General features: G+C 66.0%; 21 protein-coding genes and 1 pseudogene. 14 read left to right on the forward strand and 8 right to left on the reverse strand.

Going from position 1 to position 24,859, the window contains the following annotated elements:
- The first annotated feature begins 19 nt into the window (after nucleotides 1-19).
- Genes BMX16_RS04910 through BMX16_RS04935 form a run of 6 tightly spaced genes read left to right on the forward strand, consistent with a single transcriptional unit; the run spans nucleotide 20 to nucleotide 6,612 of the window.
- Nucleotides 20-1,057 carry a rod shape-determining protein gene (locus BMX16_RS04910; RefSeq protein ID WP_089899546.1) on the forward strand — a complete coding sequence of 346 codons (1,038 nt, stop codon included), beginning with the start codon at nucleotides 20-22 and terminating at the stop codon, nucleotides 1,055-1,057.
- A 17-nt stretch (nucleotides 1,058-1,074) separates the two neighbouring features.
- A complete protein-coding gene (gene mreC, locus BMX16_RS04915; protein ID WP_089899549.1) occupies nucleotides 1,075-2,073 on the forward strand; it encodes a rod shape-determining protein MreC in 999 nt (332 codons plus the stop codon).
- Nucleotides 2,066-2,605: a rod shape-determining protein MreD gene (locus BMX16_RS04920; RefSeq protein ID WP_089899552.1), complete on the forward strand. Its 540-nt coding sequence runs from the start codon at nucleotides 2,066-2,068 to the stop codon at nucleotides 2,603-2,605. The genes mreC and BMX16_RS04920 overlap by 8 nt, the downstream gene beginning before the upstream one ends.
- On the forward strand, nucleotides 2,602-4,542 hold the full coding sequence (gene mrdA / locus BMX16_RS04925; protein WP_089899555.1) for a penicillin-binding protein 2: 1,941 nt from the start codon (nucleotides 2,602-2,604) through the stop codon (nucleotides 4,540-4,542). The genes BMX16_RS04920 and mrdA overlap by 4 nt, the downstream gene beginning before the upstream one ends.
- Nucleotide 4,543: 1 nt before the next feature.
- Entirely contained in the window at nucleotides 4,544-5,683 is a 1,140-nt protein-coding gene (gene rodA, locus BMX16_RS04930; protein ID WP_089899558.1) for a rod shape-determining protein RodA, read from the forward strand.
- The gene (locus BMX16_RS04935; protein ID WP_089899561.1) at nucleotides 5,680-6,612 is read left to right on the forward strand and encodes a 2-hydroxyacid dehydrogenase; all 933 of its coding nucleotides are present in this window, start codon (nucleotides 5,680-5,682) and stop codon (nucleotides 6,610-6,612) included. Before rodA ends, BMX16_RS04935 begins: the two co-directional genes overlap by 4 nt.
- 4 nt (nucleotides 6,613-6,616) lie before the next feature.
- On the opposite strand, the gene BMX16_RS04940 is transcribed toward BMX16_RS04935, so the two are convergent.
- Together BMX16_RS04940 and BMX16_RS04945 are read right to left on the reverse strand one after the other, a co-directional pair.
- Nucleotides 6,617-7,408 carry an SseB family protein gene (locus BMX16_RS04940; RefSeq protein ID WP_245731336.1) on the reverse strand — a complete coding sequence of 264 codons (792 nt, stop codon included), beginning with the start codon at nucleotides 7,406-7,408 and terminating at the stop codon, nucleotides 6,617-6,619.
- On the reverse strand, nucleotides 7,405-7,989 hold the full coding sequence (locus BMX16_RS04945) for a uracil-DNA glycosylase family protein (RefSeq protein WP_089899564.1): 585 nt from the start codon (nucleotides 7,987-7,989) through the stop codon (nucleotides 7,405-7,407). Before BMX16_RS04945 ends, BMX16_RS04940 begins: the two co-directional genes overlap by 4 nt.
- Before the next feature lie 208 nt (nucleotides 7,990-8,197).
- On the opposite strand from BMX16_RS04945, the gene BMX16_RS04950 reads away from it, so the two are divergent.
- From BMX16_RS04950 to map, 4 genes are all read left to right on the forward strand, one after another.
- Nucleotides 8,198-8,857, forward strand: coding sequence for an ABC transporter ATP-binding protein (locus BMX16_RS04950; protein ID WP_089899567.1), 660 nt, complete (start codon nucleotides 8,198-8,200; stop codon nucleotides 8,855-8,857).
- Nucleotides 8,835-10,595, forward strand: coding sequence for a KpsE/RkpR family capsule polysaccharide export protein (locus BMX16_RS04955; RefSeq protein ID WP_089899570.1), 1,761 nt, complete (start codon nucleotides 8,835-8,837; stop codon nucleotides 10,593-10,595). Before BMX16_RS04950 ends, BMX16_RS04955 begins: the two co-directional genes overlap by 23 nt.
- Nucleotides 10,595-11,428, forward strand: coding sequence for a 3-deoxy-8-phosphooctulonate synthase (kdsA, locus tag BMX16_RS04960; protein WP_089899575.1), 834 nt, complete (start codon nucleotides 10,595-10,597; stop codon nucleotides 11,426-11,428). Before BMX16_RS04955 ends, kdsA begins: the two co-directional genes overlap by 1 nt.
- A 207-nt stretch (nucleotides 11,429-11,635) precedes the next feature.
- Nucleotides 11,636-12,388 (forward strand): type I methionyl aminopeptidase, encoded by a 753-nt coding sequence (gene map, locus BMX16_RS04965; RefSeq protein WP_089899578.1) that lies wholly within the window; start codon nucleotides 11,636-11,638, stop codon nucleotides 12,386-12,388.
- 130 nt (nucleotides 12,389-12,518) lie between these two features.
- On the opposite strand, the gene BMX16_RS04970 is transcribed toward map, so the two are convergent.
- The 3 genes from BMX16_RS04970 to BMX16_RS17730 form a co-directional block, all read right to left on the reverse strand.
- A complete protein-coding gene (locus BMX16_RS04970) occupies nucleotides 12,519-13,667 on the reverse strand; it encodes a sensor histidine kinase (RefSeq protein WP_089899581.1) in 1,149 nt (382 codons plus the stop codon).
- A gap of 889 nt (nucleotides 13,668-14,556) precedes the next feature.
- The gene (locus BMX16_RS04975) at nucleotides 14,557-15,345 is read right to left on the reverse strand and encodes a Hint domain-containing protein (protein ID WP_089899585.1); all 789 of its coding nucleotides are present in this window, start codon (nucleotides 15,343-15,345) and stop codon (nucleotides 14,557-14,559) included.
- 21 nt (nucleotides 15,346-15,366) lie between these two features.
- Complete coding sequence (locus tag BMX16_RS17730; protein WP_218139819.1) at nucleotides 15,367-16,374, reverse strand: calcium-binding protein; 1,008 nt, start codon at nucleotides 16,372-16,374, stop codon at nucleotides 15,367-15,369.
- A gap of 870 nt (nucleotides 16,375-17,244) precedes the next feature.
- On the opposite strand from BMX16_RS17730, the gene BMX16_RS04985 reads away from it, so the two are divergent.
- A complete protein-coding gene (locus tag BMX16_RS04985; RefSeq protein WP_089899588.1) occupies nucleotides 17,245-17,931 on the forward strand; it encodes a superoxide dismutase in 687 nt (228 codons plus the stop codon).
- 153 nt (nucleotides 17,932-18,084) lie between these two features.
- A complete protein-coding gene (locus BMX16_RS04990; protein ID WP_218139820.1) occupies nucleotides 18,085-19,350 on the forward strand; it encodes a PQQ-dependent sugar dehydrogenase in 1,266 nt (421 codons plus the stop codon).
- A 762-nt stretch (nucleotides 19,351-20,112) separates the two neighbouring features.
- Here BMX16_RS04990 and BMX16_RS17910 read toward each other — a convergent pair.
- The 3 genes and pseudogenes from BMX16_RS17910 to BMX16_RS05000 all read right to left on the reverse strand — a co-directional run bounded on the left by BMX16_RS17910 (nucleotide 20,113) and on the right by BMX16_RS05000 (nucleotide 22,803).
- Nucleotides 20,113-20,643: a fasciclin domain-containing protein gene (locus BMX16_RS17910; RefSeq protein ID WP_245731350.1), complete on the reverse strand. Its 531-nt coding sequence runs from the start codon at nucleotides 20,641-20,643 to the stop codon at nucleotides 20,113-20,115.
- Nucleotides 20,644-20,703: 60 nt separating this feature from the next.
- Nucleotides 20,704-21,258, reverse strand: a pseudogene (locus BMX16_RS17915) (fasciclin domain-containing protein); the annotation flags it as partial.
- A 111-nt stretch (nucleotides 21,259-21,369) separates the two neighbouring features.
- Nucleotides 21,370-22,803, reverse strand: a complete 1,434-nt coding sequence (locus BMX16_RS05000; RefSeq protein WP_089899595.1) for an alkaline phosphatase D family protein — start codon at nucleotides 22,801-22,803, stop codon at nucleotides 21,370-21,372.
- Nucleotides 22,804-22,919: 116 nt separating this feature from the next.
- Between BMX16_RS05000 and BMX16_RS05005 the strand changes: the two genes are divergently transcribed.
- Both BMX16_RS05005 and BMX16_RS17735 read left to right on the forward strand, forming a co-directional pair.
- Nucleotides 22,920-23,741: a tellurite resistance TerB family protein gene (locus BMX16_RS05005; protein WP_089899598.1), complete on the forward strand. Its 822-nt coding sequence runs from the start codon at nucleotides 22,920-22,922 to the stop codon at nucleotides 23,739-23,741.
- A gap of 298 nt (nucleotides 23,742-24,039) precedes the next feature.
- Nucleotides 24,040-24,540, forward strand: coding sequence for a MurR/RpiR family transcriptional regulator (locus tag BMX16_RS17735; RefSeq protein ID WP_218139821.1), 501 nt, complete (start codon nucleotides 24,040-24,042; stop codon nucleotides 24,538-24,540).
- Nucleotides 24,541-24,859 lie beyond the last annotated feature (319 nt).

Here is a 24,859-nt window from a genome sequence, read left to right on the forward strand (position 1 = left end):
ACTTGGGGAAGGCCATCACATGGCGATCTGGCACAGCCTGTTTTCATCCGACATGGCCATCGACCTCGGCACCGCGAACACGCTGGTCTACATCAAGGGGCGCGGCATCGTGCTGTCCGAACCCTCGGTCGTGGCCTATCACGTCAAGGACGGCATCAAGAAGGTGCTGGCCGTGGGCGAGGACGCCAAGCTGATGCTGGGCCGCACGCCCGGCAGCATCGAAGCGATCAGGCCCATGCGCGACGGGGTCATCGCCGACTTCGACGTGGCCGAGGAAATGATCAAGTATTTCATGCGCAAGGTGACCAAACGGTCGACCTTCTCCAAGCCCAAGGTCATCGTCTGCGTGCCGCACGGCGCCACGCCCGTGGAAAAACGGGCGATCCGCCAGTCGGTCCTGTCGGCCGGCGCACGGCGCTGCGGCCTGATCGCGGAACCGATTGCGGCGGCGATCGGGGCAGGCATGCCGATCACCGACCCCACCGGCAACATGGTCGTGGATATCGGCGGCGGCACCACAGAGGTCGCGGTGCTGAGCCTTGGCGACATCGTCTATGCCCGGTCGGTCCGCGTCGGCGGCGACCGCATGGACGAGGCGATCATCAACTATCTGCGCCGCCAGCATAACCTGCTGATCGGCGAGAGCACGGCAGAACGGATCAAGACCAGCATCGGCACCGCGCGAATGCCAGACGACGGGCGCGGCGCGTCCATGTTCATCCGCGGCCGCGACCTGCTGAACGGCGTGCCCAAGGAAACCGAGATCAGCCAGGCGCAGGTGGCCGAGGCGCTGGCCGAACCCGTGCAGCAGATCTGCGAGGCGGTGATGACCGCGCTCGAGGCGACGCCGCCGGATCTGGCCGCCGACATCGTGGACCGTGGCGTGATGCTGACGGGCGGTGGCGCGCTGCTGGGGCAGCTCGATCTGGCGCTGCGCGAGCAGACAGGCTTGGCCATTTCGGTCGCCGACGAGTCGCTGAACTGCGTCGCACTCGGGACCGGCAAGGCGCTGGAATACGAAAAGCAGCTTCGCCACGTGATCGACTACGACAGCTGACCGAAAGGTGCTGACCCTTGGCCCGCGACCGTAACGCCCACGACGAATACTTCGCACCGATGCGCCGCCTGCTGGTGGGCGTCGGCGTCGTGCTGTTGCTGGGCGTGTTCCTGATCTGGCGCATCGACAGCCCGCGTGTGGAACGGTTCCGCGCCGCGGTGATCGACGCCGTCGTGCCGTCCTTCGACTGGGCGATGGCACCGGTGACCGGGGTCGTGGAACTGGTCGGCGACTTTCGCAGCTATGCCGCGCTGAGCGAGCAGAACGGCAACCTGCGCCGCGAATTGCAGCAGATGAAGGCGTGGAAGGAAGCGGCCCTGCAACTGGAGCAGGAGAACGCCCGCCTGCTGGAGTTGAACAACGTCCGCCTCGATCCGCAGCTGACATATGTCACCGGCGTGGTGATGACCGACAGCGGATCGCCGTTCCGCCAGTCGGTACTGCTGAACGTAGGCTCGCGCGACGGCATCGTCGATGGCTGGCCCGCGATGGATGGTATCGGTCTGGTGGGCCGCATCAGCGGTGTGGGGCGCAACACCAGCCGCGTGATCCAGCTGACCGACACGTCCAGCCGCATCCCGGTGACGATCCAGCCGTCGGGACAGAAGGCGATCCTTGCGGGCGACAACACCCTGAACCCGCCGATCGAGTATCTGGAGAATGCGGATCTGGTGCGCCCCGGCGACCGGGTCGTCTCATCCGGCGACGGCGGCGTGTTTCCCGCCGACCTGCTGGTGGGCCAGGTCGCCCTTGGCAGCGACCGCCGCCTGCGGGTCAGGCTGGCTGCGGATTACGGCAGGCTCGAATTCCTGCGCGTCCTGCGCGCCCACCCGCACGAGGACATCATCGACCCCGGCAGCCTGTTGACGCCTGAAACCGGGCTGATCGGCCCGGTGCGGCCCCTGTCCGATCAGGACGTGACGGATCAGGACGTGCTGTACACCGATGGGCCTGCCGCACCCGGCCTGTCGCCCGACGACCTGCCGCTGACGGCGCAGGCGGGCGACGATGGCTGACAACCCGGCAGCCCGCGTCTGGACCGGCCGCGCGGTCTATCTGGCGCTGGCGGCGGCGGTGATCTTTGTCCAGTTGCTGCCCATCGACACGGCGCCCGCCCGCTGGGCCGCACCCGATCTGCTGCTGGCGCTGACGCTCGCGTTTGTGGTGCGCAGGCCGGAATACGTCCCCTTTGGCGTCGTCATCGGCGTGTTCTTTCTGACCGACCTGCTGTTCCAGCGCCCGCCCGGCCTGTGGGCAGCACTTGTGCTGCTGCTGACAGAGGCGCTGCGATCACGCTCTCGTGGATTGCGGAACGTGTCTTATGCGTTGGAATGGGGTAGCGTGGCCGTGGGGATCGTGGTCGTCACGCTGGCCAACCGGTTGGCGCTGCTGATCACGATGATGCCGCAGGCGCCGTTGGCGCTGAGCCTGATCCAGATGGCGATGACCATTGCGGTCTATCCGCTGGTGGTGGCGGTGGCGCACCTCTTTTTCGGACTGGACCGGCCTGCGCCGGGTCAGGTGGACAGCCTGGGGCACAGACTATGAAGCGACCGGCCAAGGACAACGAATTCTCGAGCCGTCAAATCGGCCGTCGCGCGCTGCTGTTGGGCACAGCGCAATTGGGCGTCGTCGGCGTGCTGGGATGGCGGATGCGGTCGATGCAGATCGACCAGGCCGACCAGTTCCGTCTGTTGGCGGACGAGAACCGCATCAACGTGCGCCTCGTGCCGCCTGCGCGCGGCCTGATCTTTGACCGCAACGGCATTCCTCTGGCCGAGAACGAACAGAACTACCGCGTCGTCATGGTGCGCGAGGATGCGGGCGACGTGGATGCCGTGCTGGCCCGCCTGCAAAGCATCGTGGCGATCCCGCCCGAAAACATCGCCCGCGCCCGCGAGGACATGGCCAAGCTGTCGTCCTTCGTGCCCGTCACCATCGCCGAACGGCTGAGCTGGGACGACGTGGCCAAGATCAACATCAACGCCCCCGCCCTGCCCGGCGTCAGCGCCGAGGTGGGTCTGTCACGCCGCTACCCCTACGGCGCGGACGTGGGTCACGTGGTGGGCTATGTCGGGCCGGTCAGCGATTATGACCTGTCGCAGATCGAGGATCAGGACCCCCTGCTGCAGATCCCGCGGTTCCAGATCGGCAAGACCGGGGCCGAGAACAAGCTGGAGCAGATCCTGCGCGGCACCGCGGGCACCAAGCGGATCGAGGTGAATGCGCTGGGTCGCGTCATGCGCGAGATCGACCGTCAGAGCGGCGAGCCGGGCCGCGACGTGCAGCTGACGCTGGACGAGCGGCTGCAATCCTATGCGCAGGCCCGGATGGACGGCGAAAGCGCCGCCGCCGTCGTCATGGACCTCGAGAATGGCGACCTGCGGGCCATCGCCTCGGCGCCGTCGTTCGATCCCAACCTGTTCGTGCGCGGCATTTCGGTCAAGGACTGGACCGGGCTGAACGAGGACATCTACCGCCCGCTGGCCGCAAAGGCCGTGCAGGGTGCCTATCCGCCCGGATCGACGTTCAAGATGGTGACGGCGCTGGCCGCCCTCGAAATGGGTGTCATTAGCCCCGACGAGACGATCTATTGCCCCGGCTACACCGAAGTGGGTGGCAGCCGGTTCCACTGCTGGAAACGCGCGGGCCATGGCAACGTGAACTTTCACGACAGCCTGAAGTATTCCTGCGACTGCTATTATTACGAGGTCAGCCAGCGGGTCGGCATCGACAAGATGGCGGAGTTCGCCCGGATGTTCGGCATCGGCGTGCGCCACGACCTGCCCTTGTCGGCCATTTCGACGGGCCTCGCCCCGGACAAGGCGTGGAAAACCGAAACCTACGGCGAGGATTGGCGCATCGGCGACACCGTCAACGCGTCCATCGGGCAGGGTTACGTGCTGGCATCGCCGTTGCAGCTGGCGATCATGACCGCACGGATCGCGACCGGTCGCATGGTCACGCCGCGGCTGGTGAAATCCATCGGCGGTGTCGAGGAACCCAGCGGACTGGGTGACGTGCTGCCCGTGAACGAAAACATGCTGCGCCGCTGCCGCGCGTCGATGGATTCGGTGGTGAACGACCGGCGCGGCACCGGCGCACGGGCGCGGATCGTGACGGCGGGCTACGAGATGGCGGGCAAGACCGGCACCAGCCAGGTCCGCCGCATCACCGCCGAGGAACGCGCACGGGGGGTCATCAGCAACGAGGACCTGCCGTGGGAACGGCGCGATCATGCGTTGTTCGTCTGCTACGCCCCGCGAGAGAACCCTCGGTTCGCCATCGCCGTCGTTGTGGAACACGGCGGTGGCGGCTCGATCGCCGCGTCGCCCATCGCGCGCGACATCATGCTGCAGGCGCTGTATGACGGCCCGCCGCCGCTGGATGCCTATCCCGAGGCGGATCGGGCGGCCATCGCCGAGCAGCAGAAACGCATCGCCGACCGGATCGCACAGATCAGACCCGCGCAGGACCGCGTCTGAGATGAGCTATCTTGCCCACAACACGAAGTTCGTGCCCACAGGCTTGCGCAAGATCCTGTATCTGAACTGGCCCGTGGTCCTTCTGCTGATCGCCGTCGCGTCGGCGGGGTTCCTGATGCTGTATTCGGTGTCGGGCGGTTCCGCTGACCCCTACATGGCGCCGCAGATGAAGCGGTTCGCCGTGGGCATCGTGCTGATGATCGGGGTGGCCATGGTGCCGATCTGGTTCTGGCGCAACGTGTCGGGTGCCGCCTATCTGGTCACACTGCTGCTGCTGGTGGCGGTCGAACTTTTCGGCGTGGTCGGCATGGGGGCGCAGCGCTGGATCGATCTGGGGTTCATCCGCCTGCAACCGTCCGAGCTGGCCAAGATCACGGTGGTGATGTTTCTGGCCGCCTATTACGACTGGCTGCCCGCAAACCGCACATCGCATCCGTTCTGGGTCCTGCTGCCGGTGCTGTTCGTCGGCGTGCCGACGGCGCTGGTGCTGGTGCAGCCGGATCTGGGCACGTCGCTGATGATCCTGTTCGGCGGCACGTCGGTCATGTTTCTGGCCGGCGTGCACTGGGCCTATTTCGCGACCGTCATCGGCGCGGGCATCGGCGGGATCGCGGCGGTCTTCGCCAGCCGCGGGACGACGTGGCAGTTGCTGCGCGACTATCAGTTCCGCCGCATCGACACCTTCCTCGACCCCGCGAACGATCCGCTGGGCGCGGGCTATCACATCACGCAGGCCAAGATCGCGCTGGGGTCCGGCGGCTGGACGGGCCGCGGTTTCATGCAGGGCACGCAAAGCCGGCTGAACTTCCTGCCCGAAAAGCATACCGACTTCATCTTCACCACGCTGGCAGAGGAATTCGGCTTCGTCGGGGCTGCATCGCTACTGACCTTGTACGTGCTGATCATCGTGTTCTGCGTGGTGTCGGCGATCACGAACAAGGACCGCTTTGCGGCCCTGCTGACGCTGGGAATCGCGGTCACGTTCTTTCTCTACTTCTCGGTCAACATGCTGATGGTCATGGGGCTGGCGCCGGTGGTCGGCGTGCCGCTGCCGCTGGTCAGCTATGGCGGGTCCGCGATGATGGTGCTGATGGTGGCGTTCGGCCTCGTGCAGTCGGCGCACGTGCACAAGCCGCGATGATCCGCGTCCTGTTCGCGGCGGGGGACGAGGCGTGGGACAGCTATGCGCTGCCCTTGAAAGCGGCCTTCGCGGCCGAAGGGCTGACCGCCGACCTGTCCCGCGACCATGCGCCCACCGTTGTGGACTACATCGTCTTCGCCCCCGACGGGCCGGTGCGGGATTTCGCGGCCTTTGTGAACACGCGTGCGGTCCTTGGGCTCTGGGCCGGGGTCGAGACGGTGGTCGGCAACGCCACACTGACGCAACCGCTGGCGCGGATGGTGGACGACGGGCTGACGCAGGGCATGGTGGAATGGGTGACGGGCCATGTGCTGCGCCACCATCTGGGCATGGACACCCATCTGGCGGGGCAGGACGGGACATGGCGCGTCGGGGTGTATCCGCCGCTGGCCCGCGACCGCCCCGTCACGGTGCTGGGTCTGGGCGCGCTGGGATCGGCCTGTGCGCAGGCATTGGCGGGTCTGGGGTTTCCGGTCGCCGGATGGGCGCGGCGCCCGCGCCGTGTGCCGGGCGTTGCCCGTCACGCGGGCGCGGACGGGTTGCAGCGTGCCTTGCAAGGCGCGCAGGTCGTCGTCACCCTGCTGCCGCGGACCCCGGCGACCGAGAATGTGCTGAACGGCGAAACCCTGGGATGGCTGGCGCCCGGTGCCTTCGTCGTGAACCCCGGTCGCGGTGCGCTGATCGACGATGTGGCGTTGCTGGCGGCGCTTGACAGCGGGCAGGTCGGGGCGGCAACGCTCGACGTGTTCCGCATGGAACCGCTACCGCCGAGCCACCCTTACTGGACGCATCCGCGCGTGACCGTCACGCCGCATGTCGCCGCCGCCACCCGGCCCGACAGCGCCGCCCGCGTCATCGCAGCCAACATCGCCCGCGATCAGCGCGGCGCGCCACTGTTGCATCTGGTGGACCGCGCGGCGGGCTACTGAGCCGTCAGCGCAGTTTCGGCGGCGCGGACGGATCGGACCCCGGCGCCATCGGCACGGCGGGCGTGGGACGCGACAGCACCGGCAGGTCGAACCGCAGCCCCACCCGCCCCAGTCGCAGGGCGATGGGATCGGCGGAGGAGACGAACATCACGTCCATGACGCCCGCGTCGATGCCCGAAAACGTCAACGCCTCTCCTGCCGCATGGGCCAGTGCGCCATGCGCCGTGTCCGGCGCATCGACGAAGGCCAGCACATGGCCACGCCCGCCATCCGCATAGTCGGCGGCGACCAGCAGCGCGTGGTCGGCCAGACCGGCGGCACGGGTCAGCTTGCGATCCAGCGCCTCCAGCACCGCCTCCGGCAGGCCGGTGGGGCGGTGAACGCCGGTGAGGCGCGCCTCGGCGGGTTCGGGTGCGTGATCGAGGGTGGTGGCAAGCCAGTCCACCGCGTCCGCGGGGATCACCATGTCGCTGGGGGCCACGGTCGGGTTCAGCGCCAGGCCGATCCCCTGCCCCGCCATCATCTGCACCAGCGCCCGCCCCGGCAGACCCGCATATGGCGCCGCACGGCCGGTGAATGCGGACAACCGCTCTTCCGCGTCGAAGACCAGCACGTGCGGAGCACCGTCGATCTGGAACACCTGTGGCGTCACCGTGTCGCCCACCGGATCGGCGTCCAGCAGGATGAACAGGTCGGTGTCGGCCAACTGTTCGTAGAACCGCAACCGCAGGGTGTCCGACTGGTCCATCGCCGCATGGGCCCGGTCGAGGTCGGTCGTCATCTCTGGCAGGATCATGTCGTCAACACCTCTTGGACGCGGGCCCGCAGCACGGGCAGGACATCGGCTTCGAACCACGGGTTGCGGGTCAGCCACGCGGTATTGCGCCACGACGGATGAGGCAAGCAGAACACGCGCGGTGCATGGTCGCGCCAAGCGGCGACACGGGCGGTGACGCCCGCCTTGCCGCCCAGATGCCAGCTTTGGGCATAGCCGCCGATCAGCAGGGTCAGGGGCACGTGGCCCAGCGCGTCCATCACCGGCTGCCGCCATGTCGCCGCACAGATGCGCGGCGGCGGCAGGTCGGACCCGGCGGCATCATAGCCCGGAAAGCAGAACGCCATCGGCACGATGGCGACGCGGCTGCGGTCGTAGAACACCTCGTTCGGGGTGCCCAGCCAGTCGCGCAACCGGTCGCCGGAGCGGTCCCAGAACGGCGTCTGGGCCGCATGGACCCGCGCGCCGGGCGCTTGGCTGGCGATTAGGATGCGCGGCGGGCCGTCGAACCACACCACCGGACGGGGGCCATGATGCGTCGCCGTCGCGGCAAAGCGATCTGCGCACAGCCGACAGGCGGCGATCTCGTCCTTCAACTCCATTGGGTGCAGGTGGTGCCGCGACGGGTCGGGTCAAGGTGCGCCACCCCACCTCACACAGGGGTGTAATGCGGCGGGCCACCGCCACTTGCGCCTGTCTTTGGCCTTAATCTTGCGGCATATGGGTGCCATGGTCGCCTGACGTGACACGGGGTTAACCCATTGGCGCGATCATTGTGTATGGATGGGTCTTGCCGGAACGGCGCGTGCAATGCTGGAATTCAATCAGGTCTCCAAGTCCTTCTGGACGGGCAAGACGCGCAAGGTGATCCTTGACCGCGTGTCGTTCCGCGTGGAACTGGGGCAGTCGCTTGGCATCCTCGCGCCCAACGGCACCGGCAAGACGACGGTCATCAACATGATGGCGGGACTGGAAAAGCCGGACGAAGGTACCATAACGCGCGGCTGCCGCATCTCTTTTCCGCTGGGGTTCATGGGCGGCGTCGTGAACAAGCACACGGGCCGCGAGAATGTCCGCTACATCGCAAGGCTGTACGGCCTCGACCCCGACTACATCGAGGCGTTCTGCCGCTGGCTGTGCGGGATCGCCGAATACTTCGACATGCCGGTGGGCACCTACAGCGCGGGGATGCGGTCGCGGCTGACGTTTTCGTTGATGCTGGCGCTGGATTTCGACATCTACCTGATCGACGAAGGCATGCCGTCCACCACCGACGCCGAATTCAATCGCAAGGCCGGAGAGATCCTGCGCGAGCGGCTGGAGAAGACCACCGTCATCATCGTCTCGCATCAGGCCCAGACGCTGGAACGGTTCGCCCGCACGGCGGCGGTGCTCCGGCACGGCAAACTGCACATGTTCGACACTCTCGAAGAGGCCAAGCAGCTTTATGACTACGAAGCCGACAGCTAAGAAATTCCGCATCCGCAAACCGATCCTGCCGGGTGACGGAGGGGTCGCGCAGGACGTGGTGCAGGCCGCGGCGACGGACACAGGTCGGGCCGAGGGTGCCGCACCCGGTGGGGCGCAGGATGCCTATGGTCGCGACGCCGACATGGCGGCGCTGCAGTTGCCGGTCGATACGGTGCCAGTCGATACGGTGCCAGTCGATGCGATGCCGGACGCCGGGGCGGATGCGATGCCGCCGCTGAGTGCCGACATCGACGCGATCCGGCGCGAGGGGCTGACGGGGCGCCAGTTGCGCATGGCGCGCCGCGTCGCGCAAAAGAACGGCATGGCCGTCACGTCGGACTTCGATGCGGTGCGTCAGTTGCGGCTGAACGGGATCGATCCGTTCCAGCGGTCCACCGTGCTGGAACTGGTGACACCGGAAACTGCCGGCCCTGACGCCGGGCGCATGGGCGGCGGTACCCGCGCACCGGGTGCGGCACTGGGTGCTTTACCCGGCATCCCGGCTGGACGCGTGCAGCTGCCGCAGACCACGCCCGATGGGTCCGGGATGCTGCCCTCGCCGCATGTGATCCCGCCCAGCGAACGGCACCTGTCCGAAATCGCCAAAATCCAGCGCGACCTTGGGCGGCGGCGCAGGCGCCGGACGTTCAACATGCTGGCGCGCATCGCCATCTTCGTGCTGCTGCCGACGATCGCCGTGGGATACTATTACTACAGCATCGCCACACCGATGTACGCCACCTCGTCCGAATTCGTCATCCAGCAGGCCGAACCCGCCAGCGGCGGCGCGGGCGGGCTCGGCGGCCTGTTTCAGGGCACCTCGATGGCGACGCAGCAGGACAGCATCGCGGTGCAGTCCTATCTTGCGTCCCGCGCGGCGATGGCGCGGCTCGACGCAGATCACGGGTTCAAGGCAGTGTTCGCCGATCCATCCATCGACCCGGTCCAGCGCCTGCCCGCGGACGCCACGAACGAGGCGGCCTTCAGCGTCTATCAGGACCGGGTCAAGCTCAGCTACGATCCGACCGAAGGCATGCTGAAGATGGACGTGATCGCACCTTCGCCGGAGGCGAGCGAGACGTTCTCTCAGGCGCTGATCGGGTATGCGGAGGAACAGGTCGACCAGCTGACCCAGCGCCTGCGCGAGGATCAGATGTCGGGCGCGCGCGAAAGCTACGAATCCGCCGAGACCAAGCGCAGCGATGCGCTGGCCGCGTGGCTGACCCTGCAGCAGAACGTCCAGCAGATCGACCCCATCGGCGAAACCGCCGCCATGACGCAGCAGATCTCGGCGCTGGAAACGCAGCGGCAGTCCCTGACCCTGTCCCTGCAGGACCGTCTGAACGTGACCCGCCCGAACGAGGCGCAGGTGAACGCCCTGCGCACCCAGATCGCCAACATCGAAACGCTGATCGCCGACATGCGCCAGCAGATGACGGATTCGACGGCCACCGGCACGTCGCTTGCGGCGCGCAACACCGACCTGCGACTGGCCGAGGAAAACTATACCTTCCAGACGCTTCTGGCGCAGCAGGCCCTGACGCAGATGGAAACCGCCCGGATCGAGGCGAACCGTCAGGTCCGCTACCTGTCGCTGAGCGTCGAACCCGTCGCCCCCGACGAGGCGACCTATCCCAAGGCGTTCGAGAATACGATCTTGGCGTTCCTGATCTTTTCGGGCATCTACCTGATGATCTCGATCACCGCTTCCGTCCTTCGCGAACAGGTAACCAACTGATGCACGACGTCTCCATCGGCGATCTGATCGTCGGCAACGACCGCCCCCTGCTGGTGATCGCCGGTCCCTGCCAACTGGAATCGGCCGATCACGCCCAGATGATCGCCGGCACCATGGCCGAGGTCTGTCAAGCCGCCGGGGCACAGTTCGTGTTCAAGGGCAGCTACGACAAGGCCAACCGCACGTCCCTGACGGGACAGCGCGGGTTGGGCATGGACGAGGGTCTGCGCGTGCTGCAGGGCGTGAAAGACGCCATAGGCTGCCCGGTGCTGACCGACATCCATGGCATCGACCACTGCGCAACCGTCGCCTCGGTCGTTGACATCCTGCAGATCCCCGCCTTCCTGTGCCGCCAGACCGACCTGCTGCTGGCCGCCGGCGAAACGGGCGCCGTCATCAACGTGAAGAAGGGCCAGTTCCTCGCGCCGTGGGACATGCCCAACGTGGTGGCCAAGATCGAAAGCACCGGCAACCGCCGCATCCTGCTGACCGAGCGCGGCGCGTCGTTCGGCTATAACACGCTGGTCGCCGACATGCGCAGCCTGCCGACCATGGCGAAGACGGGATATCCGGTGGTGATGGACGCGACCCATTCCGTGCAGCAGCCGGGCGGTCAGGGCGGCAGCAGCGGCGGACAGCGCGAATTCGCGCCTGTCATGGCGCGCTGCGCCGTCAGCATCGGCATCGCCGCCGTGTTCATCGAAACGCACGAGGCGCCGGATACCGCCCCTTCGGACGGGCCGAACATGATCCCGCTCGATCAGATGAACGCGCTGATCGCGTCCCTGATGCAGTTCGACGCGCTGGCCAAGGCGAACTCCCTGCGCGTCTGATCGCGGCCGCGCCCAGCGGGCCGACGGTTCTTGCAAGGCGCGGGGTGCGGCGGCCCGGTCGTTGCGCAGGACCGGGCATGACGCGTGCCCACCGGGGCGAGAGCGGACACACGCCCGCGTCTTGATCCAAAGTCCGCAAGGCAGGACAACGCTGCCGCCCGGTGCTATTGACGATGGCACCTTCCCGGCCAGTCGATGAGATGTAGCATGACGATCACCCATCAGGACGAGCTGGACGGCCTCAAGGCAATCGGCCGCATCGTGGCCAACACGATGCACCGCATGGCGGCGGCCATGGAGCCCGGCATGACGACGTATGAGCTCGACGCCATCGGTGCGCAGTTGCTGGCGCAGGAAGGTGCGTTGTCGGCACCGCAGGCCACGTATGATTTTCCCGGCGCGACATGCATCAGCGTCAACGAGGAAATCGCCCACGGCATCCCCGGTCAACGCGTGCTTGCAGCCGCAGATCTGGTGAATATCGACGTGTCCGCGTCCCTTGACGGCTATTTTGCCGATACGGGGGCGACCTTTTCCATCGGATCGGTTCAGCCGTCGTTCGACCGGCTGTGCCGGGATGGCAGACGCGCGATGCATATCGGTATCGCACAGGTGGGGCACGACAAGCCGCTGGCCGGGATCGGCCATGCCATCGGTGCCTTCGCATCCAGGCGCGGCTATAGCCTGATCCGAAACCTCGCCAGCCACGGGGTCGGCAGGGCCCTGCACGAGGAACCCGAAGAGGTGCCGACATGGCCCACCAAGGGTGACCGGCGCCGGATCCATGATGGCCTCGTCCTGACCGTCGAGCCGTTTTTGTCGCGCGGCGGATCGTGGGCCGTCACGCGCGCCGATGACGCGTGGACCCTTTACAGCCAACCGGCAGCACCGGTGGTGCAATACGAACATACCGTCGTGGCAAGCCGGAACGGCCCGATCATCGTCACGTTGCCGGGCTGAAACGGAATGGTCAGCCGCGCGCCGATCGGGACGTCACACGGTCGCCCCGATGGCCATCCTTCCTGCCGCCCTCGCAGGGATGGGCACGCGGGGCGGGCGACCCTGCGGTGGGTTCATCGATGCCGTTGCCCTACCCTTTCCGGAAATCGACCCAGAACCGCGTTTCGTCGGCCGTGCTGAAATAATCGAGCGTCCCGTCGAGGTGATCGACGAGATATTTGGCGATCGCCAGACCAAGGCCCGCCCCCTCGCGACCCCGCGTCATGGTGTCGTCCGCCTGCACGAAAGGCTGGAATATGGAATGGCGCAGGGCCGCTGGAATGGGCTTGCCCCTGTTCGACACAGAGAACCTGACGACACCATCGTTGTCGTCCAGGGCAATCAGCACGTCGCTGTCCCTGTCCGCGAACTTGATGGCGTTCGATATGATGATGTGCACGACCCGAGCCGCCTTTTCGGGGTCCAGCGCACAGATCAGCGGCGCATCCGCAGCGGCATACCTCAAGGCAAGTGACGCAGACACCGCACCATCCTCGCTCGCCACCACGACCTGTCGGACGAGGGCGGTCAGATCCACCGGTTCCAATATCGGGTCGAGGATGTCTGCCCGCAGGTTCTCCATCTCGAGGACATCGTCCAGAAGCGCTTTCAGCCGCAGCGCATTGCGGTGGGCCATCGAGATCAGTTTGAGATCGTTGACCGGCCTGACATCCGGCCCGGACGTCTGCAGGAACGTCAGCGCGCCGATGATCCCCGTCAGCGGTGTCCGCAGTTCGTGATTCACGGTTGCAATGAATTCGTTCTTCAGGAAATCCAACCGCCGGGCGAGCGTGATGTCCTGGATCTGAGAGATGTACATGATGGGCACATCGGATGCATCCCGTGCCACGGTCAGGTTCAGGATACCCGTCAGGATCCGCCCGTCCGCATGGATATAGCGCTTTTCGAGGGCGACGCTTTTCTGATGGGTGGCGACCATCTGCCTTGCGACCTTGACCGTCGCGTCGCGGTCGTCCGGATGGGTCACGTTCCTGAACCCCACCCGCATCAGTTCCAGCTTCGAATACCCCAGAAAGTCGCACAGCGCCGTGTTGACGTCGATCCAGCCGCCGTCCATCGCCGTCAACGCCATTCCGATCGGCGAATGCTCCATCGAGGCGCGGAAAAGTCTCTCACTCTCCTGAACGCGCAACAGATGGGCTTCGGTGTCCCGGGCAAGGTCACCTTGGACGGGATAAAGCCCGACGGACGCAGGTGCGGCGATGGTGCCTTCGGTCATGGACGGAAACGATCCTCAGCTTCGGTGGTCCACTGTAGCGTGCAGCCACGCCACCTCCTAGACCCCGAGGACAATATGGCGTCGTGCGTTGCTGTCGCGCGTCAGCCCTCTCCTTTCCGATGGCAGGCTCACGTGGCCGATTGGCCCAGCCTGCACAAGGTGGTGGCCTGACGAAGACTTTACGTTCTTCATGTGGTGCGATCCATGCACTTTGCACTGTGGCGCATGCCGGGTGCAAAGCCGCCCACGTCGCGGCTGCGGCCGACCCGCTGGAAGAGCCGACCGACCGCGTGGGGATCGATGGCATCTGGGCGGCACTTTGCCTTGAACAAGCCTCTGGAGACGTCACGGCGTCCGGATGTCTCCCGACCGTCTTTCCCGGAACGTCCGCTTGGCAGATGGACGCGTCACCTTTGGTCCATAAGAGTGCGCCACACCGTTTCACGGCACGCCGGTGTCCCGGCAATTACCTGCCCCGCCGCCGCGTCAGTTTATCGCCGCTTGGCAACCGCCGCCGCCAAGGGCGCGACCATCCCGCAGACCTGCGCGGGTTCACGTCACGGGCTTTCAGTGGCCTCGCGCATGCTGGATCGCCACACGGTGTGCACCTCAGATCGGCAATGGCGCGCATCGAACAGCTGTGTGGATTGAACTCCGTAGCCAGTCTTTCGGCGCCTTGAAGGTCTTGGACTGCCAGAAATCCCGATGACCGGGGGACTGATCGCGACCTGTCGCGTACCCCCGCAGTATCAGCCAAAGATCTGCCGCGCCGTTCCCTCATCGGCACCTGATTTTCAGAATGGGCGTAAAATTGCAAAGCAGGGGCAATCAGATTATGCAGTTCGTCACACAACAGCCGTTGACCTATTGCAATCAATTGGCCCGATGGTCACGCCGCCATTGCAGGGCCGAAAATTTCCTTCGCTTTCGCAAACAAACGGGTTTGCGGACCTATCGCCGCGAGAACGCTGTCCTTCAGGGCTGGAAACAAGGTCATCAATTCCGACAATTCGGCACCTTGGAGTATGGCCAGAGCATGCAGGCCGGGATAGAAACTTTCGGTCCAGATGTCATTGGATCTGATGATCTGGTGACGATCGAACATGAGGTGGATATACGCCACATGCCGTATGCCACGGGCTGTCCGCACCCGACCACCCTTCATCCGCTCCAGTTGCGTCGCACGGATCAGCGTCTCTTCATCCCGATTACCTTGACAGATCAGAACCCCATGCTGCGGCGACACGAGCAGTGGCCTTGAGTTTCCGATTGCACCCGCCTCGATCTTGATCGGGCGCAATTGGGGACGTGCCACCAGATCGTGCCCTGTGAGGGTGCGGCGCCCGATCCAGACGATGGGCTGCGGACCGTTGTCGCGGGTGACCACGACATCGCCGGGGCAGAGTGTATCGATCGAACGCGGTCCCGACGGCGTCAGGATCTCGGTGCCGGGTGTAAAGCAGGGTATGCCGGCACGGTATCGCTGACCTGCCGTTGCCATGTCGCCGGGCGCGACATTCTTGAGGATGATCGCCTCGCCGCTTGGAAAGATCAGCTTGGCAGAGCCGTTGTCGTTGACCACGGTCACGTCGAACGCCGTGACGGAACTGCCGTCAGGTGTCCGCAGGTCGCTGGTATCCAGCTGATCGGTCGTGAATCCGCCGCCCACATCGGTCATGTCGAAGTCGGTTACCTGATCCTAGCCACCGGCAGCGTCCAGTTGGAAGATGTCGCGCCCGGCACCGCCGGTCAGGGTATCGTCACCCGCCCCACCCGTCAGTGTGTCGTTGCCGTCGCCACCGAAGAGCGCGTCGCTGCCGGTACCGCCGAGGAGGAAGTCGTTTCCGATTTCACCCGACAAGACGTCGTTGCCGGTATCGCCGGCCAGCCTGTCGTCACCGATGCCGCCGTCCAGCACGTCAGCGCCATCGCCGCCCTGCAACGTGTCCTGTCCATCGCCGCCGTACAACGTGTCGGCACCGATGCCTCCGCTGATGCGGTCATCGCCCGCATCGCCCCACAGCGTGTTGCTACCTGTATCCCCGAACAACGTGTCATTGCCAGCGCCGCCGTAGAGAGAGTCGTCACCGGTCCCGCCATAGAGCGTATCCGACCCGCCACCCCCGAAGGCTCTGTCATTTCCAGATCCGCCGAAGATCTGGTCGTTAGCCGTTCCAGCCGAGATCGTGTCATTGCCGCCGTTGCCGTAGACGGTCGATCCGGTGTTGGTGATCGTGTCGCCCTGAAGGTCGGCATAACCGACTGCCATGCTCTGCCCGGTATCGAGGCCGTCCACGTGCCCGTCCGCTCCTGAGGAGGGCAGGTTGAACGTGCCATTCGGATCGATACTGAAGCTCATCGTCAGAGCCGACAGCAGCGGCAGCCCTTGCGGCGCATACAAATAGGTCTGGCCGCCGGACGAGAAGACAGCCACGGGTCTTGAGCCGATCTGAATACCAAAGAGTCCGATTCCGGCGATGGTGCCTGATCCGAGATAGTCGATGGTCTGCGCAGCCCCGCCGTTCCACAAAAACGTCGTCTGTCCCGTATCGGACGGGCTGAGCTGTCCGTTGTTATCGACAAATTGTCCCGGCGAAGGTCCGGATGTCCCGTTGAGAAGACTGACGTTGAGCGGCGATCCCGAAAACAGCGTCGCAAGGGCGCCGTTGTAGACGTAGATATTCGAGACTGACGACACGACACTCACGCGCTTCAACCTTCACCGGGTCTGAACCTCGTCCCTTTTCGGGCAACGAGGTGTGCAAGCGATGAAATCTGCCCGGTCATGTGACTAAAATTCTCGGATCATTCATGAATGATGCCGCGATCAAAACCGCTCCTGCACGACCGATACCGGTGTGGGGCGATGCACTTAAGATTTCACAAACGACGGTGTCGCTGATGGCGAAGCCACGTGAAGTTGGTCTCTGGAGAGCATTGGATCGACGCTGCTCCAATATCTGTGGCTGCTGCGCTCGCAAGATGTAGCGGTGACGCCCGTGATCGCTCAGCCTCGCCATCGGCAGCACGCGGCGCGGCTGTGAACTCGTCGCCCTGCGGGTGAGGGATGCCATCGCAGTCCCTGTCGCCGAACGCGAACCCGCTGCCGCGATCCACGCGCATCGCCCCGGGGCGACCGGACAGGCCCGGAACACATGCATAGCACCAGCCGGGGACTGGAAGGTCGTCCATCGGAAACGGAGACGGGCAGACGCGGGAGTTTCGGCGCGAGGCGGTGCGGCTGGCACCGACCGGCGGCGCAGGATCGTGCGGCATCGCGCCATCGGGCTATCGTCTCCCCCTCCAGCGATCGCCCGGATGTCGCAGATCACGGCTCAGTCTGCGGGCTCTGCGAAACTGCCGGACGTCGGCCTCGCTGTCGGACCAAAGTGCCCGGCAGGGCAGGATCATCCAGCCGCCGGGATTGCCGCACATCGGGGCGATCGAGCCTCGTGCCGACAGCCAGACAATGGGCGTTCGGTCCGCGACCGAAACCCACAACGCCGCACGGATGAAATTTCACCCGGAACCATGCGGACGTGAAAGTGTTTTACAATCAAGCAATTCGGAGGAACCCATGAAACATTTCTTGTCTGTCGTCGCCCTGTCGGCGACCCCCTTTGCCGCCGTGGCGCAAACCGATGGCACGTTCACGCTGACGGATCTGCCCTATGCCACGGACGCATTGGCACCCGTCATTTTGCAGGAAACGATGGAACTGCACCACGGCAAACATCATCAAAGTTACGTCGACAACCTCAACGCCGCGATCACCGCTGGCGACGCTCCAGCGGACCTGACGCTGCAAGAGCTTGTCGCCGCCGCCGGGACCTATCCGGATGCTGTCCGCAACAATGCGGGTGGTCACTGGAACCACGACTTTTTCTGGAACACCATGGCACCGGCAGATGCGACGGGTGAGATGTCTGACGCCCTGAGCGAGGCGATCACGGGCGTCTTCGGGTCGCAGGAAGAATTCGAAACGGCCTTCCAAGAGGCTGGAGCAGCCCGGTTCGGGTCCGGCTGGGTGTGGCTGATCGTCGACGATCAGGACCAGCTGCAGATCACCACGACGCCCAATCAGGACAATCCCCTGATGGACGTGGCCGACGTGCAGGGCACACCCCTGCTGGGCAACGACGTGTGGGAACATGCCTACTACCTGAGCTACAACAACCGCCGCGCGGATTACCTCGGCGAATGGTGGGGCGTCGTGGACTGGCCTGAAGTGTCCGACCGCTACGACGCGGCGCTGGCCGACTGACCCCGCAGCGATCCGGAACGGGGCGGACACTGATCTGTCCGCCTTTTTTACCTTGCCGCCAGATCACGCCTTCTTGACCGGGGTCGGCGGTAACGCATCCGTCACGTTCGCATTGACCCGGTGGAACGCGACCTGACCATGATGGAGAACACGATGAAAAACCGTCCCATTTCACGACTTGCCATTGCGACCGCGCTGATGACCGCATTGCCCGTGGCGGCACTGGCACAAGCCGAGGCCGAGCCTTCTGCGACCGGTGAAGCGACTCCCGAGGCGCAAGTCTCGGTCGAGACGTCGCCACCCAACGCCGCGGATCAGCAACCGGCGTTCGAGGGGCAGACGCGCGCGCCGCAGCCTGCCAACATGCCGGAGGTCGCGACCGCGACGGTGGCGACTGATCTGCCGCAACTCTGGGCGCTGGAGTTCCTGCCGGACGGACAGATGCTCGTGACGGCCAAGGCCGGCCAGATGCACGTGATCGATGCGGAAGGCACCGCGACCGAAGTGACGGGCGTGCCGGAGGTCGACACAGCAGGGCAAGGCGGTCTTCTGGACGTGGCATTGGCCCCGGACCACGCGGAATCCGGTCTCATCTTCTTCTCCTTCGCGGAACCGCGGGATGGCGGCAACGGCACCTCGGTCGCCTCGGCGCGCCTCGTCCTCGATGAGGCTGGTGGCGGCACGCTGGAGGATGTCGCTGTGATCTTTCAGCAGACACCCACCTACGACGGTGACAAGCACTTCGGGTCGCGGCTGGTGTTCGGCCCCGAGAACGAGCTGTACGTCACGGTCGGCGAGCGGTCTGACGAGGAACCCCGCGTCCAGTCGCAGGATCTGGGCAGCGGGCTGGGCAAGGTGTTCCGCATCACCACCGAAGGCGAGCCGTTCGAGGGTAATCCCTTCATCGGCACCGAAGGGGCGCTGCCGGAAATCTGGAGCTATGGCCACCGCAACACGCAATCCGCAGCGCTCGATGCCGAGGGCCAACTGTGGATCGTGGAGCATGGTCCGCTGGGTGGCGACGAGCTGAACCGCCCCGAGCCGGGTGAGAACTATGGTTGGCCCGAGGTCACATACGGCCTTGAATACAGCGGCGATGCCGTCGGCGATGGTATCACGCAGCAGGAACCCACATTGCAGCCCGCCTACTACTGGGACCCGGTCATCGCCCCATCCGGCATGGCCTTCTACGCGGGCGACGAATTCCCGGAATGGGACGGCGCCGCGCTGGTCGGCGGACTGGTCACCGAGGGGCTGGTCGTGCTTGAGTTGGACGGCGATCAGGTCACGACCGAACAGCGTGTCCCCCTCGACGCCCGCGCCCGCGACGTGAAGGTCGGACCCGATGGCGCGGTCTATGTCGTGACCGAGGATCGCGATGCGGGAACATCCGAAATCCTGCGACTGACCAAGGGCTGATCACACTGCGGACGTCACGGGTGGGGGTGGTTGTTGACGCAACCACCCCCGCAAATGAATGCCGATACCATGCGCTGATTCGATGGGGTCGTGACGGGCATTGCGCGACTGTCATGCGAGAAAGGCCGTGTTGTGCGGGCCGAATTCAACCAGCTCAAGGAGTGTGCGGGCAACCGCACGTCCTACTCTCCAGTTCCATTCGACATTAGAAGAGTAGCATGAACGACCGCCCTACTGCTGGCCCGACCGCCACGGCGGCTCTGATGGTCGCAGTTCAGGAAGAGCTAGCCGCGGCGTGAGGTGCAGGAAGCCATGCTTTTGCTGCCATCATAGGCCACGTCGCCGCAGGTTCAGTCGCCATCTCGGACATCGTGGCTATCATGTGCTTTGATGAACGTCCAAGCGAGCGTCTATGCGGTCGTCACACGCCGAACAGTCCCGCAGAGGGTCCCGGTTGCCTCGCCGACGACTCCCACAACAGCTACTATCACGAGCCCAGTTGTGTGCAGCGCGCCTATGGCACTTTGGGTCTCCAGCGATCTGGCGGGACCTTGCACGGATTGCATGCGCCAATCCACCGCAACACACGGCCTAAATGGACGCCGGCGCTCGCCGCGCTCTTGGCCTGCGCACCAAATGCAAAGCGCGGGACGTGACCGGGGTCCCGTGCCGCGCTTGCGGCGTCGATCAGACGCCATGGATCATCGTATGGGCAAAAGCGACGTCTGGGCCAACTCGGCCCGCTCCTCGCCTTCTAGCGCCTCAGCGCGGCAGCAGCACGCCGTCGACGACGTGGATGACGCCGTTCGACTGGTTCACATCTGCGATGCTGACCATGTAGGCGTTGCCGCTTTCGTCATAGATATAGACGTTGCCCGACGGGCTGACCTGCGCGGACAGGGCCGCGCCGGACACCGTGGCAAAGTGGTGGAACCCGTCGGAGGACGCGTTCGCCATGGACACCAGATCGGCCGCCGTCACCTTGCCTGCGACGAGATGGCTGGTCAGCACATTGGTCAGCGCGTCGCGGTTTTCCTCCAGCAGCAGCGTGTCGACCGTACCGGCAGGCAGCGCGTCGAAGGCGGCGTTCGTGGGGGCGAAGACGGTGAACGGGCCGGGGCCCGACAGCGTCTCGACCAGACCGGCGGCCTGCACGGCGGCGACAAGCGTCGTGTGATCGGCAGAGTTCACGGCATTCTCGACGATGTTCCTGTCCGCGAACATCGCGGCACCGCCGACCATCGGATTATTGTTCGCATCGGCGGCTGTCGCGGCCATGTCGTCGGCCGGCATCGTGTCCGTCGCGGCGGCGGCATCCTCTGCCGGCATCGCGTCGGTCGCGGCATCGTCGGCGGCGGGCAGCAGGACCGCGTCGATCACGTGGATCACGCCGTTGGACTGCACCACGTCGGCGATGGTCACGGTGGCGGTGCCGCCCGTCTCGTCGGTCAGCGTGATGACGCCACCGTCCACCCGCGCCTCCAGCATGCAGCCGCCCAGCGTCTCGACCATGTGGACGCCGTCGTCGTCGGCAATCATGCCGGCGATGGCATCGGACATCGCGTTGGCACCGACGACATGGCAGGTCAGCACTTCGGTCAGGGCGTCGATGTTTTCAGGCCTCAGCAGCGTCTCGACGGTGCCTTCCGGCAGGGCGTCGAAGGCCGCGTTCACGGGCGCGAAGACCGTGAACGGGCCTTCGCCCTGCAGCGTCTCGACCAGACCGGCGGCCTGCACGGCGGCGACCAGCGTCGTGTGGTCTGCCGAATTGCTGGCGTTCTCGACGATGTTGCGGTCGGCCAGCATGGCAGCCCCGCCGACCATCGGGTTGTCGGTCGTCTGGGCAAAGGCCGGGGCGGCGGCCAGAATGGTGGCACCAATCAGGATGGCGCGTAGCGAACGTGTCATGTGCAGAACTCCCGTTGACGCCATCAATGGCGCGATATGCTGTAGAGACGAGCAGACGTGCAAGATAGTTTCACCCGACACGCGAAAGAACGGATCGGACAGCGCCGTTCGTCAAAGCGGCAGCGGCGGCGTCAGCCCGCTCTCTTCCAGATTCCACTGCGCCGACCAGGCCCCGCCTGCCCGCGTCAGCAGCAGGTAGTTCCGCTGCGCCTGATAGCGGGTGCGATGCCCCGGCAGCGGGGCGATGCGGATCGGATGATCTGGCAAAGGCGCATCCCCCAAGGTCGCCAACGCACCGAGGAACCGCGCCCAAGCCGCCGGCGGCGCACGATGCGCGATGCCCGACGCCACCAACTGGTTCAGGTGCAGGCCGCCGCCCAGATCCATGACCGCCCGCGTCGCCAGGTGGATCTCGCCCGACAGGGCGGTCAGGTCATGACCGTCGCGGCGCGCCATGTCGCGCACCAGACGCAGCATCCGGCACCATTCGTCCCGGTGGGCGCGGCTTTGCCACTGGTCGCGCAGGTCGTCCTCGTACTTCTGCATGCGCGGCACGACACGCATCGCCAGTTCAAGCAGCGACAAACGCGGCCCCAGCAGTGGCACGCTCGACATCAGCAGCGTATGCCCTGCGGCGTCCTGCTGCCCCGCCGCGTCCATCATGGCCCAGCCGCCGGTGCCCATGATCGCGTGGCGCGTGCGTTCGGACCGCAGGTCGGGCGCCAGGATGCGCAACCCGCCCGCCGCGACCGACCAGCCCAGATGGCGCCCCGCCGGATCGGCAAAGCGTGCCGGCAGATCGCCGTCGGTCGCCGCGTGCTGAAAGATCAGGAACGCCTCGCGTGCCGCCGCGAACAGGGTCTGCCCGACGGAAGAGGCCGTGACGGCGGCAGGCAGCGACCCCCACCCGTCGCAGATGTCGTGATCGTCCCACTGCATCAGCGACGGCACACGGGCCGCCAGCCAGGCGAAGGGTAGCGCGGCATAGATCTGGACATACCGCTCGAACAGGCGCTGGCGCAGGTGGTGCCGCAGATCAGCCAGCGCGTCGGCGGACGAGTCGCGCGGCAGGTCCTTGGGCCACCCCGCGCTCAGCGTATGGCCCTTGGTCACCTCGTCCGCATAGATCTGGTCGCCGCCGTGCAGCAGCAGCGACAGCGGCTGGCTGCCGTGATCGTCGCGCATCCGCGCCCACATCAGGTTCCGCGCGGACCCGTCGCGGTCAAGGTCGCCGACCTCTTCACCGTTGCATGACACGAAGGCAGCGCGCAGGTCGCCCGTCATGTCGCTGGCCACGGCAAACGTCTCCCCGTTCCAGCTGTAGGACGAGGCGCGATCCGCAGGCAGGGCAAAGCGGACCCGCCAGACGGCGGCATCGTCGTAGGTCGCGATGCGCGTCGGTGCGACGGGTCCCGCGAGCGCGATAACCGGCGGCGGTGTGGCGTGTTTGTCGGCGACGAACAGCGCGGCCAGATGCATGCAGCCGTCGCGCAGGTCGTCCAGAAGCAGGATGGGGCCAATGATGGCGGGGCGTGAACCGGTCATGAAACGCGAGCTAGAGCGCGCGCAGCGCGTCCGCAAGGGCCGCGCCATCACGGATGCACATCTTGCAACGCGCGCCGCCGGTCCACATCTGTGAGCAAAGCGAAAGGATACGCCCCATGAACGTGCAGAAGCTGCTTGAACAGTTCCTCGGACCCGATGCGACCGCGAGCCTCGGCGGAGACAGGCTTGGGGCGCGGGGCGGTCTGCCGACCCGGCCACAGGGCGGCCTAGCGGGACAGGGCGGCGACAGCATCGGCGACATCCTGCGGTCCGCGATGGGCGGCGGCGGATCTTCGGCGCAACGCGGCGGCGGACTGGGCGTACCCGGTGCGGCCATGGGCGGGCTGGCGGCGGGCGGCCTGCTGGGCATGGTGCTGGGCGGCAAGAAGAAAAAGCGCAAGAAGGGCTTCGGCGGTGGCGGTGTCCTCAGCCACGGCGGTGCTGCGGTGCTCGGCGCCCTTGCCCACCGGGCCTATCAGAACTGGCAGGACGGCCAGCAGGCGACGCAGGCGCCCATGGCCACGTTGGCCGACGTGCCGCAGGACGGGTCGCGTTTTGCACCCGTCACCGGGGCCGACGGCAAACCTTTTGCGCTTGCCCTGATCGGATCGATGATCGCGGCGGCGAACGCCGACGGCCACATAGACGCAGAGGAACAGAAGCTGATCTTCGACGCCGCCGACCGCGGCGCCCTGGACGCCGAGGGCAAGGCCTTCATCTTCGACGCGATCCAGCGACCGCTGTCGCCCACCCAGATCGCGGCGCTGGCGGCGGACCGGGAACAGGCCGCGGAACTCTATCTCGCCGCCCGTGTCGCCATCGACCCGGACCACCCAACCGAGACGGCCTTTCTGCGCAGCCTGTCCCACGCGCTGGACCTGCCCGCCGACCTCGTCGCGCACCTGGATACGCAGGTGATGCGCAATATCGAAAGCTGACGACACCTGTGATCCTGCGCGGTGAGACGCCGCGGAGGATACGCGCTTTGGTCGGTCGGGTGATGGGTGTCGGGTTCCGGCAAAAGCCACCGCGTCGCCCGGACCGGGCGCAACCGAACCGGGCGACACGGTGCCTGACTGCTGGTCCGGTTATGGCCGGTCAGGCACCGTAACGATACCCTGCCGCCATCCCACCGCAGCCCCCCCTTTTGCGGACACGTGCGATCAGTCACACACGGACGCGACCGCCCATCGCCCCCGGAACAGGCCCGACCACCCCATCGCCTTGATCGCGCGCGTGCAGAGGATTGCCGTCGCGCTGACGGCGACCGAAAGTCGGTTGGTGTCGGCACTGATGCAGGCCCCGCGTGACATCGCACTGGGCACGTCGACGGAATGCGCAGCCCGGATCGGCGCGCACGAGGCCACGACATCGCGTCTGGTGCGCAAACTGGTGTTCGCCAACGATACCGCTTTGCGCGACCACCTGCGGGCCGAGTTCCCGACCCCGGCGTCGCCGTCGCATCGGGTGGCGCAGACCCTGAGCGGGGCACAGGGCCAGGGCGTGCTGGCGCATCCTGTCGCAGCCGAGGTAGCGGCCCTGACCCGGCTCTCGGACGTCGTCGACGACGACCGGATCGCAGCGGCGGCGCGTCTGCTGAACCGGTCCCGCGTCTTTATCGACGCGCGCGGCAATGCCGAGGCGCTGGCGATCCTGATAGATCGGCGCCTGCGCCGCATGGACCGTGCGACCGTGCGGCTGCGCGGAGCCGCGCGCGATCTCGCGGAACTGCTCTGACGCTGGACGCCGCGGATGCGGTCCTTCTGTTCGCCTTCCGCCGCCCGCCGCGCGACAATGCTCGCATCGTCGGTCTGGCGCGGGAACGGGGGGCCGCGACGCTGGCGGTGTCAGGCAGCCGCGGGCCATCGCTGGCGCCCGTCCCGGATCAATTGCTGGCGGCCCCGCGCCGCGAGCAGGGCGATACGTTTCAGACCCTAACCGTGCCCATGGCGATTTGCAATGCGCTGGTGCTGGCGTTGGCGGCGACGCGTGATGACGCCGCATTGGCGCGGCTGAAACAGCTCGGACCCCTGATCGGATGCTTCGAAGAGCCGGA

The organism is Loktanella fryxellensis, assembly GCF_900110065.1.
GTDB classification, from domain to species: Bacteria; Pseudomonadota; Alphaproteobacteria; order Rhodobacterales; family Rhodobacteraceae; genus Loktanella; species Loktanella fryxellensis.